The following is a 22,743-nucleotide window of genomic DNA, read 5'->3' on the forward strand; positions in this document are numbered from 1 at the left end:
CCGGGGACGACCTTCCTGTTAATTCGATAAATCTCCCAGCACTTTCAAAATCCGGCGCAAAATCACCCATGGCCTATGTCGAGAACGTCCGCATGTTTGTCCGTGTCTATGAATTGGGCAGCATGAGTGCGGCCGCGCGGGATCAGCGCACTTCCCCCGCCGTCGCATCGGCGCGGATTTCCGATCTGGAGCGACATCTCGACACCCGCCTGTTCAACCGCACGACACGGACCCTGACGCCGACCGAGTCGGGGCGGATCTTTTACGAAGGGGCGATTCGACTTCTTGAGGCGATGGAGGCGGCAGAGGCGGAGGTGCGGGATGCCGCCAACACGCCTCAGGGCACGGTGTTCGTCGCGGCCCCGCTGGGGGTGGGACGTCGGCTGATCGCGCCATTCGTGCCGGAATTCCACGACATGCACCCCCGGATCGACATCCGCATGCGGTTGAGCGACCGGGGTGTGGATATGGCGGGGGAGGGGCTGGATGTGGCCTTTCATCTCGGGCGGCTGGAGGACAGCGAGCTGAAGGTGCGGGTGATCGCCGAATGTCCCCGGCTTCTTTGTGCGGCGCCGGCCTATGTCGCGGCGCGGGGAAACCCGGCGGATGGTGCGGCGCTGGTCCGGGATCGCCATGCCTGCCTCAACCTGCGGTTTCCCGGTGCACGGGAGTTTCGGTGGACACTGATGACTCCGGAGGGACCGGAGCGGTTCCAGGTCTCCGGGCCCTATGAGAGCGATGACGGCGATGTGCTGACGGGCTGGGCACTGGCGGGACGGGGGATCGTGATGAAACCGGTGTTCGAGGTTGCCCGGCATCTTGCCTCCGGTGCGCTGGTCGCGGTGGCGGAGGCGACGCCTCCGCTCGCCATCCAGCTTTCCTGTCTGACGCCGCATCGTCGTCTTCGCGATCCGAAAATCCGCTTGTTCGTAGACTTCATGGTCCAGCGCTGCCGTGAAGGTCTCAGCCAGCGGATGGAACTTCTGGGAAAGGGAGCAGTCTTCGGCCCATGATGCGCTGAGGGCCGCTCGGCCAGTGGACGTCTTGGGAAAGCGGCCTCTTCGGCAGCCGATACCTCGCGGCGGCCGGCGGAGAGGGTGTTACCAGCTTGCTGCTTTATTCATACGGTGCCCCAGTAGCCACCGTTGTTGTCTAGACATGGTCGGCGCGGTACGCCCCGCTGCCCGCTGCCCGCTGCCCGCTGCCCGCTGCCCGCTGCCCGCTGCCCGCTGCCCCGGTCATGCAGGTCGCCGACCGTCTGTCTCGGGATTGTCGTTCAGCCGCTTCCCCCCTTGGGCCAGATGCTCAGTCTCGCATGTGGTGGATCGGGCTCGGGATGAATCTGTCGGGCTCTGTTGTCCAGATCTTGCAGATGTAGTCGTAGGGGTGAGGCCGCAGAGGGTCTTCAGCCTTCGTGCGAAGTTGTGGGCCGTTATGCACCATCAAACCGTGGGACCAAACAGCGAGGCCATCCACCGCCGGATGGATTCTCATGGTGCACCCGCCCGCGGGAGCGCCCCGTGCACAAGTGACCGGACTCCTTTTCCTGACCATTGGTGGTGCGCTGACGCACCCGGGGTTCGACGACGATGGGTCATCGGATTTCGCGCCGGCAGCCTCCGATACCCCCTTGCGGAATACGTTCCTGGATGATCCGCAACGCGTCAGCGGCTGTGGCGGCTGTGGCGGCTGTGGCGGCTGTGGCGGCTGTGGCGGCTGTGGCGGCTGTGGCGGCTGTGGCGGCTGTGGCGGCTGTGGCGGCTGTGGCGGCTGTGGCGGCTGTGGCGGCTGTGGCGGCTGTGGCGGCTGTGGCGGCTGTGGCGGCTGTGGCGGCTGTGGCGGCTGTGGCGGCTGTGGCGGCTGTGGCGGCTGTGGCGGCTGTGGCGGCTGTGGCGGCTGTGGCGGCTGTGGCGGCTGTGGCGGCTGTGGCGGCTGTGGCGGCTGTGGCGGCTGTGGCGGCTGTGGCGGCTGTGGCGGCTGTGGCGGCTGTGGCGGCTGTGGCGGCTGTGGCGGCTGTGGCGGCTGTGGCGGCTGTGGCGGCTGTGGCGGCTGTGGCGGCTGTGGCGGCTGTGGCGGCTGTGGCGGCTGTGGCGGCTGTGGCGGCTGTGGCGGCTGTGGCGGCTGTCGGAGCGCGCGGAAATGTTCGCCCACGGTGCCCTGTCCGTTTTGCAATGGCAGCCTGCTCCACACGCGGCGATCCTCTACCTACCTTTGCCAGAAGCAAGCAAAGGCTACGGGAGCAGGCCTAAGAGGAACTGTTTTCGCCCGCATCAGCCGGGGGCGAGGCCTGGATCGCGATCCAGCCCGAAATCGGTCAGATCGACCCGCCCTATCCTGGCCTTCATTAACGTGAACCAGGTTGCTCTCCCCGGGAGAAACCCCTGCGGGACGTGACGCGAGAGGCGGGACGGTGCGCAGGGGGCGGGGGACCTGGCGCAAAAGGCGGATATCGCGCCCTGTCTCTCCGCCCGGGGGTCGCGGGGGGCGTCCCCCGCGCCTTGTTCAACGTTCGTGCTTACCCAAGACGCGTGATGAAGCGGGTTTCCACATAGGCATCCAGCGCTTCCGAGCCGCCTTCCGTGCCATAGCCCGAATCCTTGATGCCGCCGAACGGAACTTCCGGCAGGGCGAGGCCAAGATGGTTGATCGCCAGCATACCCGATTCCACCTCGCGCGAGAGGCGGTCCGCCGTGGCGGAGGCGCGGGTGAAGGCATAGGCGGCAAGCCCGTAGGGCAGGCGGTTGGCTTCCGCGATCGCCTCGTCCAGATCGCCGAACCGGTTCACGACCGCGACGGGGCCGAAAGGCTCCTCGTTCATGATCCGTGCCTCGGTCGGCACATCGGCCAGCACGGTCGGCTCGAAGAAGTAGCCCTTGTTGCCGATCCGCTGGCCGCCCGTGGTCAACCGCGCGCCGTGCTCCACGGCATCGCCGATCAGCGCCTGAAGGGCCGGAATACGGCGCTCATTGGCGAGCGGACCCATGTCCATGCCCATTTCCAGCCCGTTGCCGACCTTCACGGCCTTCGCCGCTTCGGTGAAACCGTCGATGAAGGCATCTGCCACCTTCTCCTGAACGAGGAAGCGGGTGGGCGAGACGCAGACCTGCCCCGCATTGCGGAACTTGTGCACGGACATCAGCGAGATCGCCTTCTCGATATCCGCGTCCTCCGCCACGATGACCGGCGCATGACCACCAAGCTCCATCGTTGCGCGTTTCATGCTCTGCGCGGCGAGCGCCGCGAGCTGTTTGCCGACGGGGGTGGAGCCGGTGAAGGTCACCTTGCGGATGGTCGGATGCGGGATGAGGTATTCGGAGATCTCGGCGGGCACCCCGTAAACAAGGTTGATGACGCCCGCAGGCGCGCCCGCATCGATGAAGCAGCGGATCAGTTCGGCGGGAGAGGAGGGCGTCTCCTCCGGCGCCTTCACGATGATGGAGCAGCCCGTCGCCACGGCGGCGGAGAGCTTGCGCACCACCTGGTTGATCGGGAAGTTCCAGGGCGTGAAGGCCGCGACCGGCCCGACGGGAAGCTTCATGGTGATCTGCATCACCCCCGGCTGGCGGGAGGGGATGACCTGACCATAGGTGCGGCGGCCTTCCTCGGCGAACCATTCGATGGTTTCCGCGCCGGCGAGGATCTCACCCTTGGCCTGGGCAAGCGGCTTGCCCTGTTCGCGGGTCATCTTCCAGGCGATGTCGTCGGCCCGCTCACGCAGCAGTGCCGCGGCCTTGCGCATGACCTTCACCCGGTCCATGACGCCGGTGTTCTTCCAGATCTCGAAACCCTTCTCCGCGGCGACAAGCGCGCGGTCCAGATCCGCCTGTTTGGCCCAGGCGACGCGGCCGATCTCCTCTTCCGTCGCGGGATCGACGACGGGGATCCACCCGCCCGAGCCATCGCACCAGGCGCCGTCGATGTGGAGCTGGACGTCTGTATAGGCAGGCATGATGGTTCCTCTCATCCGAATGAAGGTCAGCGATGCGCCGCAGGCAGCGGCCCCGCGCAGTCTTGGCGCTGCTCTCCGTCAGGGTCAAGGGCGGGTTGCCCGTCGGGCGGGCAGATGCCTGACAGACGTCCGCCCGCCGCGTGTCGGTTGCGGTCCTGCCGTCGGCAACGACGCCATGGATCTGATGATCGCCCTTTTCCGGGTGCAGTCCCCGTGCTCGACGCGCTCACAAAGGCTTGTCAGGGCCGCACCGTAGTGACCGATATAACCGCCAGTTTTGCCTCGGGTACGATCACGGCGATTGTCGGAACCTCAGGCTCGGGCAAGACGACGCTGTTGCGGATGATCAACCGGTTGATCGAGCCTACGTCGGGCGCCGTGCGGATCAACGGCACCGACGTGAAGGATCTGCCAGCGGTGGAACTGCGACGGAGTATCGGCTATGTCATTCAGGGCAATGGCCTCTTCCCTCATTGGACCGCGGCGCGCAATATCGCTACCGTCCCGGCACTGCTCGGTTGGCCGGAGGACAAGATCGCCGCGCGGGTGCGCGGTTCGGCGACGGCTCGCTTGCCAGCTTCCCGTTCAGGTCCTACGCTTTCCCGAACGGCGGTTAGCGGAGATACCTTCATGCAACTTCAGGTGTTGCAGGTCGATGCGCATCTCTCGTTCACGCTGGCGGTGTTCCTGCTCATCGTCGGGAAGATACTCACTTTGCGCTGGTCGCTGCTGCGCCGGTATTCCATCCCGGAGGCGGTTGCGGGCGGGCTGGCCTTCATCGCTATCGTCACGATCCTTCACATGTTCTGGGGGATCGACGTGGAGATGGAGCTTGGCGCGCGGGATTTCCTTCTGCTCGTGTTCTTTGCCGGGATCGGGCTGAACGCCGATATCCGGGCGTTGCGGGAGGGCGGTCGCCCCTTGCTGGTGCTGACAGGCATTTCGGTGGCCTTCATGGTCATGCAGAACATCGCGGGGGTCGCGGTTGCACGGGCCTTCGGGCGTCCCGCGCTGGAGGGGCTGCTGGTCGGCTCCATCCCGCTGACAGGCGGCGTAGGAACGACGCTTGCCTGGGCGCCGATTCTGGAGACGCAACATGGCATCGCCACTGCGATGGAGCTGGGTGTCGCCTCCAACACGGTCGGGCTGATAGCGGCCTGTCTCATCGGGGGGCCGATGGCCGCCTTTCTGATGACCCGCTACCGGGTGCGCCCCTCCGGGGACAGACGTCTGGAAATCGGCGCCACGCATCAGAATCCGCCGCCGCTCGACTATATGTCGGTGTTGTGGGCGGTCCTTCTGCTGGATGTAACGGTTATGGCCGGGCGGGCGCTGCATGGCGTGATCTCGCTCACAGGCGTCACGCTTCCCGCGTTTGTCAGCTGTCTTCTCGCCGGTATTCTTGTCCGGGCGCTGCTTCCGGGCAGGCTTCGGGGCCGGGTGAGCCGCCAGTGGCCCGGAATGCGTCGCGCGATGGCGCTTCTGTCGGAACTGGCGCTGGGCCTGTTCCTGGTCATGGCGCTCATGGGGTTGAAGCCTTGGGCGCTCGCGGAGGTTCTGGGTTTCGTGACGGTTGCGCTGGCGGTGCAGATCGCGCTGACGCTGATCTATACGGTCTTCGTCGTGTTCCGAACGATGGGGCGGGACTATGAGAGCGTGGTGATTTCCTCTGGCTTCGGCGGCATCACGCTCGGCTCCACCGCCACCGCCATCGCCAACATGACGGCGGTAGCGCAGCAATACGGAGCTGCCCATGCGGCCTTCGTCGTAGTCCCGCTGGTCTGCGGTTTTTTCATCGACCTCGCGAATGCGGCCATCATTTCGGCCTTCGTGCGAGTGCTGGCATAGAGGCGTTCAAATAGATTGAATTCAAATTAATTGCATACCATATTGTTGGCATGCGTCATGATACACCGCTCTCCCGTTTCGGTTTCGTCTTTTCCCGCACCGCACGCCGCTGGCGGCGTGAGCTTGACCTGCGTCTGGCAGGGATCGGCATGGCCGATGCCACCTGGCCACCCCTCGTGCACCTCAGCCTGTCGGGAGGCGGGATCAGCCAGAAAGATCTGGCGGAACGTGTGGGTATCGACGGGTCGAGCCTGGTGCGGCTGCTTGATATCCTGTCGGAGCGGGGCCTGCTCGAGCGCCGGCCCGATCCCGGGGACCGTCGCTCCCGCCAGCTCTATCTCACCCCAGCTGGGAAGGCGGCGGTCCGGAGGATCGAGGAGGTTCTGGAGCGGACCGAGCATGAGATGCTCGAAGATCTGGGCCACGATGACCTGATGCGTCTTCTGGAGGCGATGGATCGCATCGACCGGCGAATCGCCCGCATGCAGCAGGAGGAACGGTAATGGCGAGCCTTCTTTCCCGTCTGGGCATTGACGCGGCCCGCCTGCGCTTTACCGGACTGACGGCGCTTGCAGCCTGTCTGTCGCTGGTTGCGGCCTGGGCATTGGGGCTGGAGCATCCGCAATGGTCGGCCATGTCGGTCTGGGCGGCAGCGCTGCCGGTGCGCGGCCAGCTTGTGGAAAAAGCCGCCAACCGGTTTCTGGGCACCGTGGTCGGCGCGCTGTTCGGCATGGGGCTGATGGTTGTCTCCGGCGGCGACATGGTGGTTCTGGTCGTGGGAATCGCGCTGTGGCTGGGGCTTTGCGCCGGGATCGGGAACGTCATCCGGGGGTTCGCGGCCTACGGCGCCATGCTGGCGGGCTATTCCGCGGCCATGGTCGCGCTTCTTGATACCGGACATCCTGAGAACGTACTGGACCTTGGGCTGGACAGGATGGCGACGGTGCTTGTCGGCGTCGCCATCGCGCTGGCCGTCGGCTGGGTCTTTGGTCGCGCCGCCGACCGGTCGGAGCCTTACGCCCGCGTCAGGGTGCTGACCCGTAGCCTGCTGACCGCGGCTGCCGCCACGCTCCGCGGCGTGCCTGCCGACGCGCGGGAGGCGACGGCCCTCCTCTCCGAAATGGCGTCGATCGAGGATACTCTGGACACCGCCACCGCCGGCTCCCGCCGCGCCCGCAGGAGCGCGCGGGCGACCCGCTGGCTTCTGTCGGGGCAGGTCGGGCTGATGCTCTGGCTCCGGTCGGAACGGGAGGGCCGCGTGCCGCGCACGGGGGATGCGCACACGGCGGCAGCGCTGGACACCGCTGCCGCCGCCATCGACCGGGGGGACGACATCTCGCCGGTGTTGCGCGCCGCGGCGGCCGAGGCCGGTCCCGCGCTCGCCCGCGCCCTCACCGCCCTGGCCGATGCGCCGTGGCAGGAGGCGGGGCGCGCCGATCCGGCGCCCGTCCACCGCGACTGGCGGGGGGGCCGTGAGGCGGCAATCCGGGCCGTCGTGACCATGCTGGTCGTGGGCGGCATCTGGATCGTCACGGGCTGGTCCTTTGGGGCCTACATGATGCTGGGTGCATCAATCATGACCTCGGTCTTTTCGAGCTTCGACAACCCGTCGGTGACAATCCGTACCGTGCTGCTCGGGCAGGCGCTTGGGGCACTTGGGGCGCTGGCGGTGCGATGGCTGCTCTGGCCGCTCGCATCCGGCGAGTTCGGTCTCATCCTCCTCATGATGCCCGCGATTCTCATCGGCGCCCTGCTGATGGCGCAGCGGCGGATGGGACAGGCGGCCTATGACTACAATATGGTCGTCATGCTGATGCTGCAGCCCGTCTGGCCGCTCACGATGAGCCTGTCCACCTCGATCACGGCCGCTGTGGCCGTGGTGCTGGGTCCGCTCGCCGGGCTGGTGGCGTTCCGGCTGATCTATCCGGTGGATGGCGTCCGGCGGCTGACAATGCTGCGCGAAACCATGGTGACGGAGTTGACCCACCTCGCACGGGAGCCGCAGGCGGCGCATCGGGCTTCGGTCTGGCGGGCACGGCTTCATCACCGGGTGCTGCGGCTGGTCCGCTGGTCGGAAAAGCTTGACCGCGCGCCTGTCCGGGCGGCGGACGGGGGGCTGGCGGTGCTGACGCTCGGACGGGCGATCCTTCATCTCCACGATCTCTCTGCCCTGCCGCTCTCGCCGCCGCAGACCCGGCGCGTTCGCGCGGTTCTGGAACGCCTGTCCCGGCTGGACCGGGAGCCTCGCAAGGCTGCCCGCGCGCTGCGGAAGGGCGCAGATGCGCTTGCCGCCGTGCCATCGGCGGATGTCCGGCTGCTCCGCGCCGCCGCGGACGGGCTGGAGCAGAACATCGACTTCTTCCAGCTTGGGACCGGTGTCACCCCCTCCGGCGGCGCATCAGGTGATCCGGTCAGCGCCGGGCCCGCCCCTGCATGAGTTCCATTACCAGGAACAGCAGCGCCACGATCACCGTCACCACCACGGAGGCCGCGGCAAGCGTGGGGTTCACCTGAAAGAGAATGTCGTCCCACATCTGCTTGGGCAAAGTGGTGACCAGACCGCCGCCGACGAACATGGCGATGGTGAGTTCCTCGAACGACTGCAGGAAGCCGGTGATGAATCCCACGACAAGCCCACTCGCCACCAGCGGCAGGGTGATCCGCCGGGCGATGGCAAGCGGAGGCGCCCCCAGCGTCGCTGCCGCTTGATCCAGCCGCCAGTCGTGGCCCTTGAAGGTGCCGAGGAGGACGACGAACACGATGGGCAGCGCGATGACCGAATGCCCGACGATCAGCGCGGCATTCGTTGCGACCATCTGGAACTGTGCGAAGACGTAGAAGAGCGACATGGCGATGACGATGGTGGGCACGACCATGGGCGCCATGAACAGCAGGAACAGTGGTCCCGACAGACGGCTGTCGCCCCGCACCACCGCCAGCGCGGCAAGGCCCGCCAGCACCACCGTGACCACCGCCGTCGCAAGGCCCACGGCGAAGGAGCGCGTCATTGCCGCCAGCCAGAGGGGGGAGCTAAAGAAGGTTTCAAACCAACGCAGGCTGAAACCTTCGGGCGGAAAGGTCATGAAGTCGCCCGCTGTGAAGGCCATCGGGAAGAACCCTACCACCGGAAACAGCAGCACGAGGATCAGCCCCCAGGCATAGAGATCGAGCAGTCGTGCGCCCGGCAGGCCCCGGAGATGGCTTGCCCAGAGCTGCTCCACCTTCGCGAAGCTCTCGCCCAGACCCGTCGCCACGCCCAGACCCAGACGGCGGAACAGGCTCTCAGGCGGACGCGGGCGCGCCCCGCCTCCGGCGATGGAGGAAATGCCGAACACCCGGTCGAACAACAAGATGGCGAGCAGGGTGCTCCCCATAAGCACCAGCGCCAGCACCGCGCCGAACTGCCAGTTCTGAAGCTGGTTGATCTGCGAGATGATCATCTGGCCGATCAGCGTTTCCTTGGGTGAGCCGATGAGCGCGGGAGTGATGAAGAATCCCAGCGACATGACGAAGATCAACAGCGCCGCCGTTGCGACCCCGCGCATGGAAAGCGGCAGGTAGATGCGCCAGAACGCCTGCGCCCCCGTCGCGCCGAGCGTGGCGGCGGCGGGCGTCAGGCGCCTGTCGATCTGGTTGAGCACCGGCATCATCGTGACCACGCCGAGGGGCAGCATCGTATGCGCCATCCCGAGCATTACCGTCGGGCGGGAGAACAGCAGCCCGTCGCCGCCCGGTAGCCCGAGCGCATTCATCGCGGCCGCCACCACGCCGTTCCGGCCCAGCAGCACCAGCCAGGAGAAGTTCTTGACCAGCGCGCTCGTCCAGAAGGCCAGAAGCACCAACATCAGCACTATCCGCTGCCGCCGTGGCGGTTGCTTTGCAAGCCAGTAGGCCAGCGGATAGCCCAACAGGATGCAGATTACCGTCACCTGAAAGGCGATGGCGAAGGTGGTCTGCAGCACCCGCTGATACAGGGGGGAGGAGACGAGCTTTCGGAAGCCTTCGAGGCTGAACGCTCCATGCTTGTCCTGGAACGCCACAGTCATCATCTGGCCTACGGGCCAGAGGAACCACACGGCAAGGAACAGCAGAGCCGGCAGCGCCAGCCAGAGAAGCGATACCCGCCGTTGCCGCCGGACGGGCCGCGGGGCGGGTGAGGTCATCGCGGGCGCGAGGGTCTGATCGGTCATCTCTCGGCTTCCTTCGGTCTTCGATCCGGTCTTCGATCCAGTTCCGGGCCGCTCTGCGGCCGGCAATCGCCGTGTTCCCGAGCGCCGCCGGTATGTTCAGCTCCGGCAGGCCATGAATGCAGCAGGCCGGACAGGGGTGCCGCTCACCCCGGCGGTCGCGGTGAGCGGCGGCATGTGCCTGCCTCTCCGGTCAGAGCAGCAGCCATTCCTCCATCCGCTCCACCACCTTATCGTTGTTCGCCGTCCACCATTCGGAGTTCAGCATGGTCAGGTTCTTGATGTTGTCGGGGAAGGTCGGCATCCGGTGGGCACGGTCCGCGTCCATGTGTTCAAAGGCGCCGTTGTTGGTCGGGCCATTCGCCACGATGCTGGAATAATGGCCCTGCCGGTCCGGGCGGAGGCAGAAGCGGCAGAATTCGCGCACCTCCTCCAGATGCGGCGTGCCCTTCACCACGGACCAGCCGTCCACGTTGTAAAGCCCGTTCCAGACCGGGGTGACGGGTGCGCCCGCGTCGATGGCGGCAAAGGTGCGCCCGGCCCAGGAGTCGGACATGTCCACTTCGCCGTTCTGGAGGATCTGGGTGTTCTGCGCGCCGCTTGCCCACCAGACGGAGACATGCTCCTTGATCTGGTCGAGCTTGGCAAAGGCCCGGTCCATGTCGATCGGATACAGGTCCTGGGGCGCCACGCCATCCGCCAGCAGCGCCAGTTCCAGCATCCCGGAAGCCCCGCGGTAAAGACCGCGCCGTCCGGGATATTTCTCGACATCCCAGAAATCGGCCCAGGTCTTGGGGCCGTTTTCGCCGAACTTGTCGTTCCGGTAGGCCATGATGATGCCATAGACGGAAAAACCGGCCCAGTCGGCGGTAAGTGTGCCGGGGATCATGCCGTCAACGCTTTCGGGCGCGAAGCCAAGCGTCTCGATATAGTCCCCCGCCTCGTGCAGGCGGGCGACGTGATCGGGCGTCACCATGCAGGCGTCCCACAGGAAGGTCTTGGTATCGACCAGCATCTTGAACTGGCTGACCGGATCCGCGTCATGGGCGACGTTGACGACCTCGATCCCGGTTTCCTGCTGGAAGGGGTCGCAGAACGCCGTCTTGATGGCCGCTGCGGGAGCGCCGCCGACATCTGCGATGGTGATCCGCTTGGTTTGGGCGAGAGCGCCGCGCGGCAGGATTGCCGGGGCGGCAAGGCCTACCGCGCCGATGGCCGCAGTCTTGAGAAGTCCACGGCGGGTCGGCCTCATCAGTGTAGTCATGGAGAACTCCTGTTGGGTCGGTTTTTATGGGTCTTACGTCTTGAGAACGCGGGAATTCGCCGGATCCCAGGTGAGGGAGAGCACCTCGCCCGGCGGGATGGGGTCGGTACCCGCCGGTCTGCGCACCGTGAGCACGGCATTCCCCGCCGTGCGAACGATGAGCCGGGTTTCCGATCCCGCGTAGATCCGCTCCTCCACCCGCGCGGTCAGGAACCCTTGCCCGGCAGGGGCGACGGAGAGGTATTCGGGGCGCACGGCAAGCGATATGCGCTCCTCCCTTCCCGCGCCATGGGGGAGCGGCAGTTCGCCGTCCGGGGTCAGGAGGCGGTCGGCCCCGGCGCGTTCGCCGCGCAGGATGTTGGAGATTCCGATGAAGTCGGCCACGAATTCCGTGCGCGGGGAATCGTAGATCTCCACCGGCGTTCCCACCTGCTCGATCTGCCCGTCGCGCATCAGGCAGATGCGGTCGGAGAGCGCGAGCGCCTCCTCCTGATCGTGGGTGACGAAGATGATGGTGGAGCCTGTTTCGCGGTGGATGCGTTTGATCTCGATCTGCATCTGTTCGCGCAACTTGCGGTCGAGAGCGGAAAGCGACTCGTCCATCAGGATCAGCGAAGGTTCATAGACAAGGCAGCGCGCCAGTGCCACGCGCTGCTGCTGGCCGCCGGACAGGTCGGAGGGAAAGCGGCGGTCGAAGCCGGATAGGCCGACCATCTCCAGCGCGGCCTCCACCTTCCGGCGGACCTCGGAGGCGGGAAGCCTGCGCATCTGTAGCGGGAAGGAGACGTTCTCCGCCACGGTGAGATGGGGAAACAGCGAATAGCTCTGGAATACCACACCGATGTCGCGCTTGCTGGCGGCGGCGTGGGTCATGTCGCGCCCGTCGATCAGGAGCCGCCCGTCCGTTGGCTCCACCAGGCCCGCGATGAGCTGAAGGAGCGTCGTCTTGCCCGAGCCGGAAGGGCCGAGAAGGGTCAGAAGCTCCCCTGCCTGCACCTTCAGATCAACGGGACGAAGCGCCTGCACATCTCCATAGCTCTTGCCCAGTCCCTGAGCATGAAGCTTTGGCGTGATCTGGGCGGCGCGGATCGGGGATTCGCTGGTCATCTCTCGCTCCCGTCGTGGCTGATCCTCTGGTGATGGGCGCGAGGGGCGACGGCGTAAATTAAGAAAACCGGCGGGTTTGGTTAGGGAAGTCCTATCCATTGAGCGTCCGGCCCGGAGAAAGTGGCAATATGGCGGTCAACTGGCGTGGCGACATGTCCCCACGCCAGTGGCCATGATAGCGCTAAATGCTGCGCTGCCGCAAAATGGGCGCTGGTGCCTATTTTCGCGGCACTCCCGTAAGCGCGGGGGTCAGGCGCGGACCCGCCGCTCCATCAGCGGCGCGACCATTCCGGGGATATAGGAATCGGAGATATGCGTGCGGCAATGTTCCGCGAAAGCCTCCACCAGCCGGGATTTCCGCCTTTCCTTGAGCGTGGCGAGGCCGAGGATCATCGGTCGCGGTTCCCCCGCGATGCGGACGCGGACCACCTTCCGCCCATCCATCGCAAGGTCTGACCGGGGCAGGACATTGGCGAGCGTGTAACCATAGCCGTTCGCCACCATCGTCCGCAGGATCTCAGGGTAGGGGGAGCGCCCGCCGATCACCGGATCGAGTCCCGCCTGAAGGAAGATCGAGAGAAAGTACTCCCGGCTGGAGGGCAGATCCAGCAGCAGCAGCGGCTCGCCTGCCAATTCGCGGACCGTGATCGCGGGCAGAGTGGCGAAGGGATGCACCTCTCCCACCACCGCATGCAGCGGCAATGATGCAAGGGGCGTAAATTCGAAACCATCTGGGACAAGAAGGTCATAAGTGATGGCGATGTCCGATTCCCCGTCGACCAGCGCCCGGAGAAGTTGATCATGATCGCCGATCAGTGGTGCGATGGCAGTGGTCGGGAAGGCCCGTGTGAAGGAATGACTGAGTTCGGGCAGCACCATGGACGCGAGCGTCGCCATGCAGCCAAGGCTCAATTGACCGCGCACCATGTCGGTTGCCTCGGAAGCGGCGGCGTAGAGCTGCTGTGCCTGCTCCACGAGCCGCTTCGCCTCCGCCAGCACCGCCCGTCCGGCCGGGGTGAGAGAAAGGCCCTGCGCATGGCGACGGATGAACAACTGGGTGCCCAGCTCCTCCTCCAGATGTGCGATGGCGGTGGAGATGGAGGGCTGCGAGATGTTCACCCGCTCCGAGGCAAGGGTGATCGACCCGGTCTCGGCGGTGGCGATGAAATACTCGATCTGGCGAAGAGTGTAGCGCATGGGGAATTATCGCCCTCCTACCGGCAAGCGCAACAGCGCGCGCCTGCAGCCGGGATCGGTTGGGGCGCAACGGCAGGCCGGTCCTGTGCCATCTATTCCGCCAGGGCGATACCGGCAACGGGACGCCTGCCGCCGAGGCGGTCCCAAACGCGGCGCTAAGGGCGTGCCGCCGGCTCTTGTCCCCCTTCGTGAGCCTTCATCTCCGCTGCGCGCTGATGGTCTGAAACTGGCCTTATGAGGGAACTTTATTCCAGATCCCTGCTGAAAGATGAGTTCTGACACGGCCTCCGCCGCGAGCAGTCGCCCTAATCGCGCGCTCCCGCGACCGGCGCTTGCACGTGACGCTGTTTCCATCGGTCATGCCCCGACAAGCGAGGTGGAGCAGCGTGCGGCCGCCTCAGGGTCAGATCGCCGCCACATCCATAGGCGAGTGGAGCGGAATGCCGGCAAGGAGACGATGGCAGAGAGCGCCCTTGGAGGCAGGAACGCCTCCATGCTCCTGCGTCACCGCTTGTCTCCGGAAATTCCCCGTAGCGCGCGGGATCGAAGCCGCTCGGCAACAGGACGATGGCGGGATCGCTGCAATGGACTGCGCCGTCGCAGGCGTTGGAACCGCTCCCATGGCGCGCTCTGCCTGGCGATGACCCGAAGGATGGGCGGCGCACCAGGCCGTCGCATGCGCCGGGATCCTTCCCGCAGGGCAATCTGCCATAGATGACCCGTGAGATGAGCAGGTGGGCGGCCCGCCACGCCGTTGCGGAGGGCCGGAAGCCCCCCCAGACGGGTGTCTCCATGGATGAGCTGCAGGATGATCAGGCGGCGGGGGCGCCTGCTGCGGTATCGCAGGCATCGGCCTTCCCCACGCGGGCACTCTGCTCGGCGATGACCCGTGAGGCGAGCAGGCAGGCGGCCGCCGCGCCGTTGCGGAGCCGAAGGCCCTCCAGACGGGTGCCCCATGGATGACCCGCAATATTGGCGGGCGGCGGAAGGTGCCTGCCGCGCCGCCGCTGAGCGGGCGGGTGGAGCAGGTGCAGGCCCTCCCGGTGGCCAGATGGGACGCAGTTCGCGGCCTGCATGCTCGCTGTCGCCGGACGCCATGGGCGCGGGCGGCATTGCTTTCGCCTGCAGGCCTGGTCAGAGATCGCCCGGCACGCCGTAGCTCGGGGCGGCTTCGGGCGCGACGGCACGCCTGACGTAATCCTCAAGCTGTGGCGCGTAGATTTCCCACAATGCGCGCAGCCGCCCGATGGGATCGGTATCGTCCCAGTCCACGCGCAGATCGGCGATGGGCCATGTGACATCGCGTACCACCAGCAACCCGGCGGAATGGACCGGCCCTGCCTCGCCCCCGGCTCCTTGCCCGGCCTCCAGCGCGGCAAGGAGCCGTTCCGGAAGCGTACCCTCGGCTGCCTCGAAGCCGCGGACCATCGCGTCGGGCACGTTCTCGCTGGCCAGAAGGTTGCCCGCAGCGGCGCAGAACCGCCCCCGCGCCGTGCCGAAAGTTCCGAGAACACGGGCACCGGAATGAATGGCACTCTGACCGGTGGCGTCCACGATCACCACTTGCCGCCAATCGGCGGTGGCGTAACCGTCCAGCAGCGCCGCGAGCGCCTCTTCCGCCCCCACACCACGCGCCATGAGGTCGAGCGCGCGGGGACCGAGTGACGGATCAGTCACGTTCTGGCTGGCGACCACGCCGACCCCCGCACGGGAATGGGAACAGCGCGCCGCAACCGCCGGAGAGGAAGAACTGATCGCGATGCCGAACGCCCCGGTGTCGGGACAGGTGGCGGAGATGGAGAAGGTCATCCGTGCAGGCTCTTTACTGGCTCAGGGGCTGTGTCAGGAGTTGTCCCGGACGGGCGGGTGCCGCTGGAGGGTGCCCGCCCCGTCCGGCGCTCAGTCCGGGATCACGGCGGTCGCGTCGATCTCCACCAGCCATTCGGGGCGGGCAAGGGCGGAGACGACGATGCCGGTGGAGACGGGATAGACCCCCTTCAGCCACTTGCCGACGATGCGATAGACAGGTTCGCGGTAGCGCGGGTCGATCAGATAGATGACGATCTTGGTAATATGCTCAAGCTCGCCGCCCGCTTCCTCGAGCAGCATCTTGATATTGGCCATCGCCTGTTCCGCCTGCGCCGCCGGATCGCCGATCCCGACGTTTTCGGCCGTGTCCAGATTCTGGCCGATCTGGCCGCGCAGGAACACAGTCTGCCCCCGTGCCACGACGGCCTGACAGAGATCGTTGTCGAGGTTCTGCTCGGGATAGGTGTCCTTGGTGTTGAACATGCGGATGCGCTTGTGCACGGGCATCTTGGGGGCCTTTCAGGCGTTGTGCCGGGGTTCGGTTGGTCGAAAACCGGGGGTCGTGAATCGGGGTTCGAGAATCGGTGGGTCGAAATCAGCTTTCGGCGGAAAGCGCGCCCACGCGGCGGGCGATGTAGCGGGCGAACTCGAAATTCGGCCGCTCCAGATGCGACAGATGCCCCGGGGCGCCGAACCGGGAGGAGACGCCGCGGAACACGCGCTCGGTGCACCCTTTGTCTTCCTCGTTCACTTCGTCGAGCAGGGTCTTCAGAGCGGCGAAATGCGCTTCTGCTTCCGGATCGGCCATGAACTCGGGCGAGAGGCCGCCGCCATAGAGGATCTTCACGTGATCCGGCCCGTCGGGGTGCAGGCAGAGATACCAGAAATACCCCGGCGTCAGCGTGATGAGCAGCGCGGGATAGAGGGCGAGCAGCCAGGTGATCCGCCGCTCATCCCCTTGCAGCCGGGTGTTTGTCGGATGGGCAAGCGCCAGCGGCACCGAATCGTTCTTGACGATGAAATGGTAGTTGAAGGCATCCGTCCCCTCGGGGCAGGTCATCTTCATCAGGTTCACCGAGCCGCCGATCGTGTCCGAATGGCAGACCGGCAGGTGGTAGCTCTCCATGAAGTTCTCCGCCAGCACCTTCCAGTTGGTGTTCCAGCGGTGCTCCTCCCGGAAGGTCTCCACATAGGATCCCATGTCGAGATAACCGACCAGCTTCTCCACATCCGCGAGCCGCTCGGCCGGGGCGGGGGCGTCCGGGTTCAGCGTGACCAGGATCCAGCCCAGCCACTCCTCGCAGCGGATCTGCGGAAGCGCGACATCGGTCTTGCAGAAGCTCTCGTTCAGCCCCATCGCAGGCGCGCCGCGCAGCGAGCCGTCAAGGTTGTAGGTCCAGGCGTGATAGGGACAGACAATGGCGCGCGTCTGGCCGCGGCCCTCCAGCAGCGTCGACATCCGGTGGCGGCAGACGTTGGACATGGCGCGGAGCTTTCCCTCCCGGTCGCGCAGCACGATGATCGGCTCGCCCGCGATGTCCATGGTCAGGTAGTCGCCTGGTTCCTTCAATGCGTCCGCCCGCCCTGCACAGAGCCAGTCGCGGGCGAAAATCGTCTCCAGCTCCCGCGCCACGAACGCCTCGGACGTGTAAACGGATTTCGGCATGGCGCGGGCCTTTTCAAAAGGCTGGCTCACGTTCTGCGCAAGTTCCTCAATGGGCTGGAGTGCGGGATCGTGCTGCGTCATGGGTGTCCGCCTTTCACAAAGGGCCTGCCTCTATGCGAAGACTACTCCGCCCGGGGAGAGTGAAGAATTATCAACTTCTGCACCCCTGCTTAGGCTTTGCCTAATCCGGGGTGCAGAATCAACATGCCACGCCGCGCGGCACGCAGCCTATCATCACCTCTCCCCGCTCCGAGCGGCGGATGTTTTCCGCGATTGTCAGTGCGGCGCTGGCTGCGCGGGTCTGACTGGCGATATGCGGCGTGAGAATCACGCGCGGATGCGACCAGAGCGGATCGTCCTGCGGAAGCGGTTCCGGGTCGGTCACGTCGAGCACGGCAGCTGACAGATGCCCTTCGTCAAGCGCGGCAAGCAGGGCACGCCCGTCGAGCTGAGGCCCGCGTCCGGCATGGACGAGACCTGCGCCTTCGGGAAGAGCCGCCAGAAGCTCCGCGTCGAGGATCCCCCGGGTTTCGTCTGTCAGCGGCAGGAGGCAGACGAGGATGTCGCTTTTCCGCACCATCTGTTCCAGGCCCGCCGCCCCTGTGAAGGAGGCAACGCCCGGCACGTCCCGCGGTGTCCTGCTCCATCCTGCCAGCCGGAAGCCGAAAGGTCGCAGCCGTTCCGCCGCCGCGCGGCCCAGCTCTCCGAGGCCGAGGATACCCACCTGCCGTTCGGAGGGCGGCGGATTCGGCAGTTGCCGCCACTGTCGCCGTGCCTTCTGCACCATGTAGGCAGGCAGGTCGCGGTGGAGAAGCAGCACCGACATGGCCACGTAATCCGCCACCGAGGCTGCCACCGCAGGATCCACCAGGCGGACGAGGTCGGTCTGCCCGGGGAAATCCTCCTGCCGGAACTGGTCGATCCCGGCGGAGAGCGAGAAGACGCAGCGCAGCGCCGGGAGCAGTCGGTGAAGACCGGCGGGCGCGCGATAGGTGACGAGGTAGCGCACTTCCTCTGCGGCCATGTCTCCGGGCATCACGCCCTCAGGCGCGGCCAGTACGCGACGGCCCGGAAATTCGCGCCGGAGGATGTCGGAGAGCGTCGCCACCCGCTCCGCATCAGCGCTGATGAGAATGGTCATCAGTCGGCGTAATCCGGCTCTTCGCGATCGAGAATCCGCTTCATTTCCTCGAAATGCGCGATGGAAAAATCGCGGATGCCTTCCCAGTCGACCGCCGTGGCCTCCGCCACCTCGTCCGACAGCACGGAAAGTGGTTGGCCCGTGGCATAGGCGGTGGTGAGAATCTGGCAGGCGCGCTCCATCGTGTAGATGTCGTCAAAGGCCACACCGATATTGTCGGAAGCGACGAGGATCCCGTGGTTGCCCATCATAAGCCGTGAATGATTGCCGAGCAGCCCTGCCAGCCGCGCGCCTTCCTCCACCGAATCGGCCATGCCGCCATAGTGCAGATCCACGGCCACGCGGTTGAAATAGCGGGCGGTGTTCTGGTCGATGGGCAGGATCGCGGGGTTTTGCAGGCAGGCGATCGCAGTGGCGTGGATCGGGTGCAGATGCATCACCACACGCGCCGAGGGGTTCGACTTGTGGATCTGGCCGTGGATCGCCCAGGCTGTAGGGTCCACCAGACCACCCCTCGCCGTCGCCGGGTCATCGGCATCAAGCAGGAGCAGGTCGCTGGCCCGGATGGTGGAGAAATGCTTCCACTTGGGGTTCAGCAGGAACTGGCGGCCGTCGGGGGAAACGGCGGCGCTGAAGTGGTTCGCGACGGCTTCGTGCATGCCCAGCCGCGCGACGATGCGGAAGGTCGCGGCAAGGTCGATGCGGAGCTGCCGTTCATCCGCCGATGTGGTGACATCTTTCATGGGGAGGTCCTGTCGGTATGTGGCGGGCGTCTGCTGGCCCGCCTGAGGGGGGAGGGCTTATTCCGCGGCGAGGCTGGCGCTCGCCGTCGCATGGCGGTTCGGCGGGCGTTTCAGCCCCAGATTCTCGCGCAGCGTGGTGCCGGTGTATTCGGTGCGGAACAGCCCGCGGCGCTGAAGTTCGGGCACCACCTTCGTCGTGAAGTCGGTCAGGCTCTCCGGCAGCACCGGGAAGGCGATCATGAAGCCATCTGAGGCGCCCGAGGTGACCCAGTCCTCCATCTTGTCGGCCACCTGTGCACCGGTGCCGAAGAAGATCGCCTTGGAACGGTTGTATTTGCGCATCACTTCCCGGAGCGTCAGGCCCTGGCGGATGAGGCCGACGATCTCGTCGAAATAGACCTGATGGAAGTTCGATTTCTCCGGGATGCGATGTTCCGGGACCGGCTCGTCCAGCGGCAGGTCCGACAGGTCGGTTTCCAGATCGGTCTTCATGTACATCAGACTGATGTCCGTGTGGACGAGGCTTTGCCAGTAGTCCCACTTGCGGCGGGCGTCCTCCTCGTCCTCTCCCACGACGATGGAGACGCCGGAGAGTACCTTCAGCTCGTCCCGGTCGCGGCCGAATTTCGCCATGCGGCCCTTCAGGTCTTCGTAGAAGCGGATGGCCTGCGCCTTGTTGGCTCCCGTGCCGAACACCACTTCGGCCGTTTCGGCGGCGAGCTCCTTGCCCGCTTCCGAAGCGCCCGCCTGGAAGATCACCGGGTGTCCCTGCGGTGGCCGCGCCATGTTGAGGCCGCCGTGCACCTTGAAGAAGGGCCCCTCGTGATCCGTGACATGGAACTTCGCCGGATCGAACATCCGTACGCCGTCGCGGTCATAGACAAAGGCGTCGTCCTCCCATGTGTCCCAGAGGGAGGTGACGATCTTGAAGAATTCCTGCGCCTTCTCATAGCGGCGATCATGCGGTGGTAGCTTGTCCAGCCCGAAGTTGCGCGCCGCGAAATCGTTCGCGGAGGTCACGACGTTCCACGCTGCGCGCCCGTGGCTGATATGGTCGAGCGAGGCGAAGAGCCGCGCCACGTTGTAGGGCTCGTAAAAGCTGGTGGACGCCGTCGCGCCCAGCCCGATATGCGAGGTGCACCCCGCCAGTGCCGTCAGCAGGGTGATCGGCTCCAGCATGTTCATGTAGAGCGGCCCGCGCGTCCACGCATCGAGCTTCTCCGTCCGCGCGGCGGGCGTATCAGCCAGGAAGAAGAAATCGAGCTTCCCGTCCTCGGCCTTCCGCACGATGTCCTTGAAGTAATCGACATCGGTGGCAGCCCCATCTGTCGCTCCCGGCACCAGCCAGGCGGAGGAATGGTAGCCGTTCGCTTCGAAAAGCCCGCCCAAGACCATGGGTTTTTGTGTCATATCGATTCCTTTCGCGGCGATACCGGATCGCGGAATGTGGGCCAGCCGGCGTGGCGTGCCGGATGGCGGGAGCGGTTGGCCATCGAGCAGAGCGAACCGGACATGCGGCACCCGGCGGGCCGCGCCCGGCCCTTGCTCTGTCCGTGCGGGCCTCGGGTTACTTTCTCTGCCAGAGGTGACGGCTGTAAATTATGAAAATCGAGTGCGTTCCATAGGGACGACCTAACCATACGGAAGTCTCGGGGTGCTTGACCGGAGCGGAGCGGCGTGGCTCTATCGTGTTACCGATAAGTAAACGCGCGGTCCCATGTCGAAACCAGCCCTCTCCCCCTGGAGCCATTTCCGCCAGCGCTCGGGAGAGCGAAGCCGCAAGCAGGATGCCGTGCTCCGAACCGCCGCGCGGTTCTTCAACGAACGTGGTTACCATGCGACCTCGCTCGACGATGTGGCGGAGGCGCTGGGCGTGACCAAGCCGACGATCTATCGCTACTTCGCCAACAAGGACGAGATTCTCTTTGAATGTACCCGGCGCGGGCTGAACGCCATCGCGGCTTCCGCACGGGATGCCGCGGTGATGGGGGATCCCGCCCCGAAGCGGCTCCGCGCCATGCTGATGGCCTATGCGCGGATCATGCTGGACGATTTCGGCATCTGCGTGGCGCGGACGCAGGACCACCTGCTCTCCCCGGAAAGCCGTGCCGCCTTCCGCTCCCTGAAGCGGGAGATCGACCTGCTCATCCGCACCGTGGTGGCGGAGGGAGCGGCGGAGGGAAGCCTCATCGCGCCCGATCCGCGCCTTGTCACCTTTGCCTTCGCCGGGGCGCTGAACAGTCTCGGCACCTGGTTCGACCCCGCGGGGCCGATGACCGCGGAGGAGGTCGCGACGCGCACGGTGGATGGTCTCATGCGGGGCGTCATGCCCGGGAAGGACGTCGCACAATGACGCTGCCGAAAGCGTTCGAGGCCCTGCGCCTGCCCGCCGTCGCCGCACCGAGTTCCTGACCTCCGGCCCTGATCTGGCGGTGGAGATGTGTCGTTCGGGCTTGGTGGGCACCTTTCCGGCGTTGAACCAGCGCAGCACCGAAGGCTTCGTCGCCTGACTCGAGGAGATATAAAGACTCTTCTGCGAGCCTTCGATGCCGCTGCCCCTATGGGGTGAACCTCGTCGTCCACCGCTCCAATCCCAGTCTGCGCGCCGTTCTGGAAGAGGTGGTCCGGCATCGCGTGCCGCTGGTTTCACCTCGCTGGGCGCGGTCGCGGATGTGGGGGATGCGGTGCGTCCCTATGGCGGGTTGGTGTTCCATGATGTCATCAGCCGCCGCCATGCGGAAAAGGCCGTGGAGGCGGGGGTGGACGGGATCATCCCCGCGGCGGCAGGGGCCGGGGACATGCGGGCCAGATCAGCCCCTTGCCCTGGTGTCGGAGATCCGCCCCCTCTTCGACGGGGCCATCGCGCTTTCGGGGGCCATGTCCACCAGCGCGCATATCGCCGCGGCGCGGGCGATGGGGGCGGACCTCGCCTATCTCGGCACCCGTTTCCTTACCACGCGCGAGGCGATGGTGAGCCTTGCGCAGAAGGAGATGACCGTGGCCGCGCGTGCGGCCGATATCCTCTACACACCGGCGATTTCCGGGGTGGGGGCGAATTTTCTTGCGCAGAGCGTCGTTGCCGCAGGCATGGATCCGGCGAACCTGCAAAGCCGCGGCGAGCTTGACATGGACAACGAGGCGAAGGTCTGGCGGGACGTGTGGCCTGCCGGTCACGGCGTGAGTTCGCTCGACGTCATTCCGGCCGCAGCGGAACTCTGCGACCGGCTGGCCTTGCAATATTCGGAGGCAATGACGCGACTGGCGCGCGATCCCTTTGTAGGGCGGTAACGGCTACTCCAGCCGTTTCCAGCTCAGATACATGCCGATATCTCCAGGCATCCCGTCGGGCCAGTCGATGACCATCGCCTTGAGCTGATAGTCTGCGGCTTTGAGGTGATCGCGCCAGATTTCGTAGAACTGCCGGGGTCGCCCGGTCAACGTATCGGGCCAGTCCGGCTCCTCGTTGTTGATAGCACGGCCATGATCGGTGCAGAGCGCATTCGGGAAGCGGAGCATGAGCACTTCCGTCTCCCCCCGCTCGGCGGCGGTGGTCAGACGCATCTTGAGATTGTCCACAAGGTCATGGACCATCTGGTGATCGAGCTTCAAAGGCTCCGAAAGCTGGGCGATCAGCTCATCCCGGGCCTTGTTGGCCTCCGTTTTGGCGGCGCTGTCATCGGCGTCCATGTTAGCGCGGCGGCGATCCATGTAGGCTTGGAGATCTTCCGCCGTCATGAAGCTCTCGTCTCCCAGACGAGTCGTCTCAGCGGGTTTGTCCTCATTCGCAGGCATTATGTCATCCTGATCCGAAGGGCTCTCATAGGCAATGTGC

At 65.8% G+C, this 22,743-nt stretch carries 20 protein-coding genes and 1 pseudogene; 7 read left to right on the forward strand and 14 right to left on the reverse strand.

Features of this window, described 5'->3' with window-relative positions; translation table 11 throughout:
- The first annotated feature begins 68 nt into the window (after positions 1-68).
- Positions 69-1,013, forward strand: a complete 945-nt coding sequence (locus tag CG51_RS07255) for a LysR family transcriptional regulator (RefSeq protein WP_035743485.1) — start codon at positions 69-71, stop codon at positions 1,011-1,013.
- Between the two features lie 292 nt (positions 1,014-1,305).
- Here CG51_RS07255 and CG51_RS19975 read toward each other — a convergent pair.
- Positions 1,306-1,436: pseudogene (locus tag CG51_RS19975) on the reverse strand (IS481 family transposase); the annotation flags it as partial.
- A 153-nt stretch (positions 1,437-1,589) separates the two neighbouring features.
- Between CG51_RS19975 and CG51_RS20535 the strand changes: the two are divergent.
- Positions 1,590-2,249 carry a hypothetical protein gene (locus CG51_RS20535; RefSeq protein WP_211254197.1) on the forward strand — a complete coding sequence of 220 codons (660 nt, stop codon included), beginning with the start codon at positions 1,590-1,592 and terminating at the stop codon, positions 2,247-2,249.
- A 266-nt stretch (positions 2,250-2,515) separates the two neighbouring features.
- On the opposite strand, the gene CG51_RS07265 is transcribed toward CG51_RS20535, so the two are convergent.
- Entirely contained in the window at positions 2,516-3,949 is a 1,434-nt protein-coding gene (locus CG51_RS07265) for an NAD-dependent succinate-semialdehyde dehydrogenase (RefSeq protein ID WP_035743487.1), read from the reverse strand.
- Positions 3,950-4,204: 255 nt separating this feature from the next.
- Here CG51_RS07265 and gltS point away from each other — a divergent pair, with 255 nt between their 5' ends.
- From gltS to CG51_RS07280, 3 genes are read left to right on the forward strand one after another with little or no spacing between them, the layout of a single operon-like run.
- Complete coding sequence (gltS, locus tag CG51_RS07270; protein WP_158212552.1) at positions 4,205-5,797, forward strand: sodium/glutamate symporter; 1,593 nt, start codon at positions 4,205-4,207, stop codon at positions 5,795-5,797.
- Between the two features lie 50 nt (positions 5,798-5,847).
- Positions 5,848-6,300, forward strand: coding sequence for a MarR family winged helix-turn-helix transcriptional regulator (locus CG51_RS07275; RefSeq protein ID WP_035743489.1), 453 nt, complete (start codon positions 5,848-5,850; stop codon positions 6,298-6,300).
- Positions 6,300-8,234, forward strand: a complete 1,935-nt coding sequence (locus tag CG51_RS07280; protein ID WP_051930195.1) for an FUSC family protein — start codon at positions 6,300-6,302, stop codon at positions 8,232-8,234. Before CG51_RS07275 ends, CG51_RS07280 begins: the two co-directional genes overlap by 1 nt.
- Here CG51_RS07280 and CG51_RS07285 read toward each other — a convergent pair.
- The 11 genes from CG51_RS07285 to CG51_RS07335 form a co-directional block, all read right to left on the reverse strand.
- Positions 8,209-9,987, reverse strand: coding sequence for an ABC transporter permease subunit (locus CG51_RS07285; protein ID WP_051930196.1), 1,779 nt, complete (start codon positions 9,985-9,987; stop codon positions 8,209-8,211). The two genes, CG51_RS07280 and CG51_RS07285, sit on opposite strands and share 26 nt — an antisense overlap.
- 190 nt (positions 9,988-10,177) lie before the next feature.
- On the reverse strand, positions 10,178-11,248 hold the full coding sequence (locus CG51_RS07290; protein WP_035743491.1) for an ABC transporter substrate-binding protein: 1,071 nt from the start codon (positions 11,246-11,248) through the stop codon (positions 10,178-10,180).
- A gap of 33 nt (positions 11,249-11,281) precedes the next feature.
- On the reverse strand, positions 11,282-12,355 hold the full coding sequence (locus tag CG51_RS07295; RefSeq protein WP_035743493.1) for an ABC transporter ATP-binding protein: 1,074 nt from the start codon (positions 12,353-12,355) through the stop codon (positions 11,282-11,284).
- Between the two features lie 249 nt (positions 12,356-12,604).
- On the reverse strand, positions 12,605-13,552 hold the full coding sequence (locus CG51_RS07300; RefSeq protein WP_035743495.1) for a LysR family transcriptional regulator: 948 nt from the start codon (positions 13,550-13,552) through the stop codon (positions 12,605-12,607).
- Between the two features lie 812 nt (positions 13,553-14,364).
- Positions 14,365-14,628, reverse strand: coding sequence for a hypothetical protein (locus CG51_RS07305; RefSeq protein ID WP_035743497.1), 264 nt, complete (start codon positions 14,626-14,628; stop codon positions 14,365-14,367).
- A gap of 58 nt (positions 14,629-14,686) precedes the next feature.
- Complete coding sequence (locus tag CG51_RS07310) at positions 14,687-15,361, reverse strand: DUF1028 domain-containing protein (protein ID WP_035743499.1); 675 nt, start codon at positions 15,359-15,361, stop codon at positions 14,687-14,689.
- 90 nt (positions 15,362-15,451) lie between these two features.
- A complete protein-coding gene (locus tag CG51_RS07315; protein WP_035743501.1) occupies positions 15,452-15,868 on the reverse strand; it encodes a RidA family protein in 417 nt (138 codons plus the stop codon).
- 88 nt (positions 15,869-15,956) lie between these two features.
- Positions 15,957-17,108: an aromatic ring-hydroxylating oxygenase subunit alpha gene (locus CG51_RS07320; RefSeq protein ID WP_035743503.1), complete on the reverse strand. Its 1,152-nt coding sequence runs from the start codon at positions 17,106-17,108 to the stop codon at positions 15,957-15,959.
- Between the two features lie 118 nt (positions 17,109-17,226).
- Positions 17,227-18,168 (reverse strand): 2-hydroxyacid dehydrogenase, encoded by a 942-nt coding sequence (locus tag CG51_RS07325; RefSeq protein WP_035743505.1) that lies wholly within the window; start codon positions 18,166-18,168, stop codon positions 17,227-17,229.
- Positions 18,168-18,911, reverse strand: coding sequence for a class II aldolase and adducin N-terminal domain-containing protein (locus CG51_RS07330; protein WP_035743507.1), 744 nt, complete (start codon positions 18,909-18,911; stop codon positions 18,168-18,170). The genes CG51_RS07325 and CG51_RS07330 overlap by 1 nt, the downstream gene beginning before the upstream one ends.
- A gap of 57 nt (positions 18,912-18,968) precedes the next feature.
- Positions 18,969-20,321 (reverse strand): LLM class flavin-dependent oxidoreductase, encoded by a 1,353-nt coding sequence (locus tag CG51_RS07335; RefSeq protein ID WP_198947690.1) that lies wholly within the window; start codon positions 20,319-20,321, stop codon positions 18,969-18,971.
- Positions 20,322-20,628: 307 nt separating this feature from the next.
- Here CG51_RS07335 and CG51_RS07340 point away from each other — a divergent pair, with 307 nt between their 5' ends.
- The gene (locus tag CG51_RS07340; RefSeq protein ID WP_035743509.1) at positions 20,629-21,264 is read left to right on the forward strand and encodes a TetR/AcrR family transcriptional regulator; all 636 of its coding nucleotides are present in this window, start codon (positions 20,629-20,631) and stop codon (positions 21,262-21,264) included.
- 473 nt (positions 21,265-21,737) lie between these two features.
- Positions 21,738-22,199 (forward strand): NAD(P)H-dependent flavin oxidoreductase, encoded by a 462-nt coding sequence (locus CG51_RS20710; RefSeq protein WP_233141299.1) that lies wholly within the window; start codon positions 21,738-21,740, stop codon positions 22,197-22,199.
- 3 nt (positions 22,200-22,202) lie between these two features.
- Here CG51_RS20710 and CG51_RS07350 read toward each other — a convergent pair whose 3' ends face one another.
- Positions 22,203-22,703 (reverse strand): hypothetical protein, encoded by a 501-nt coding sequence (locus tag CG51_RS07350; protein WP_035743511.1) that lies wholly within the window; start codon positions 22,701-22,703, stop codon positions 22,203-22,205.
- Positions 22,704-22,743: the final 40 nt, after the last annotated feature.

The organism is Haematobacter missouriensis (assembly GCF_000740775.1).
GTDB lineage: Bacteria > Pseudomonadota > Alphaproteobacteria > Rhodobacterales > Rhodobacteraceae > Haematobacter > Haematobacter missouriensis.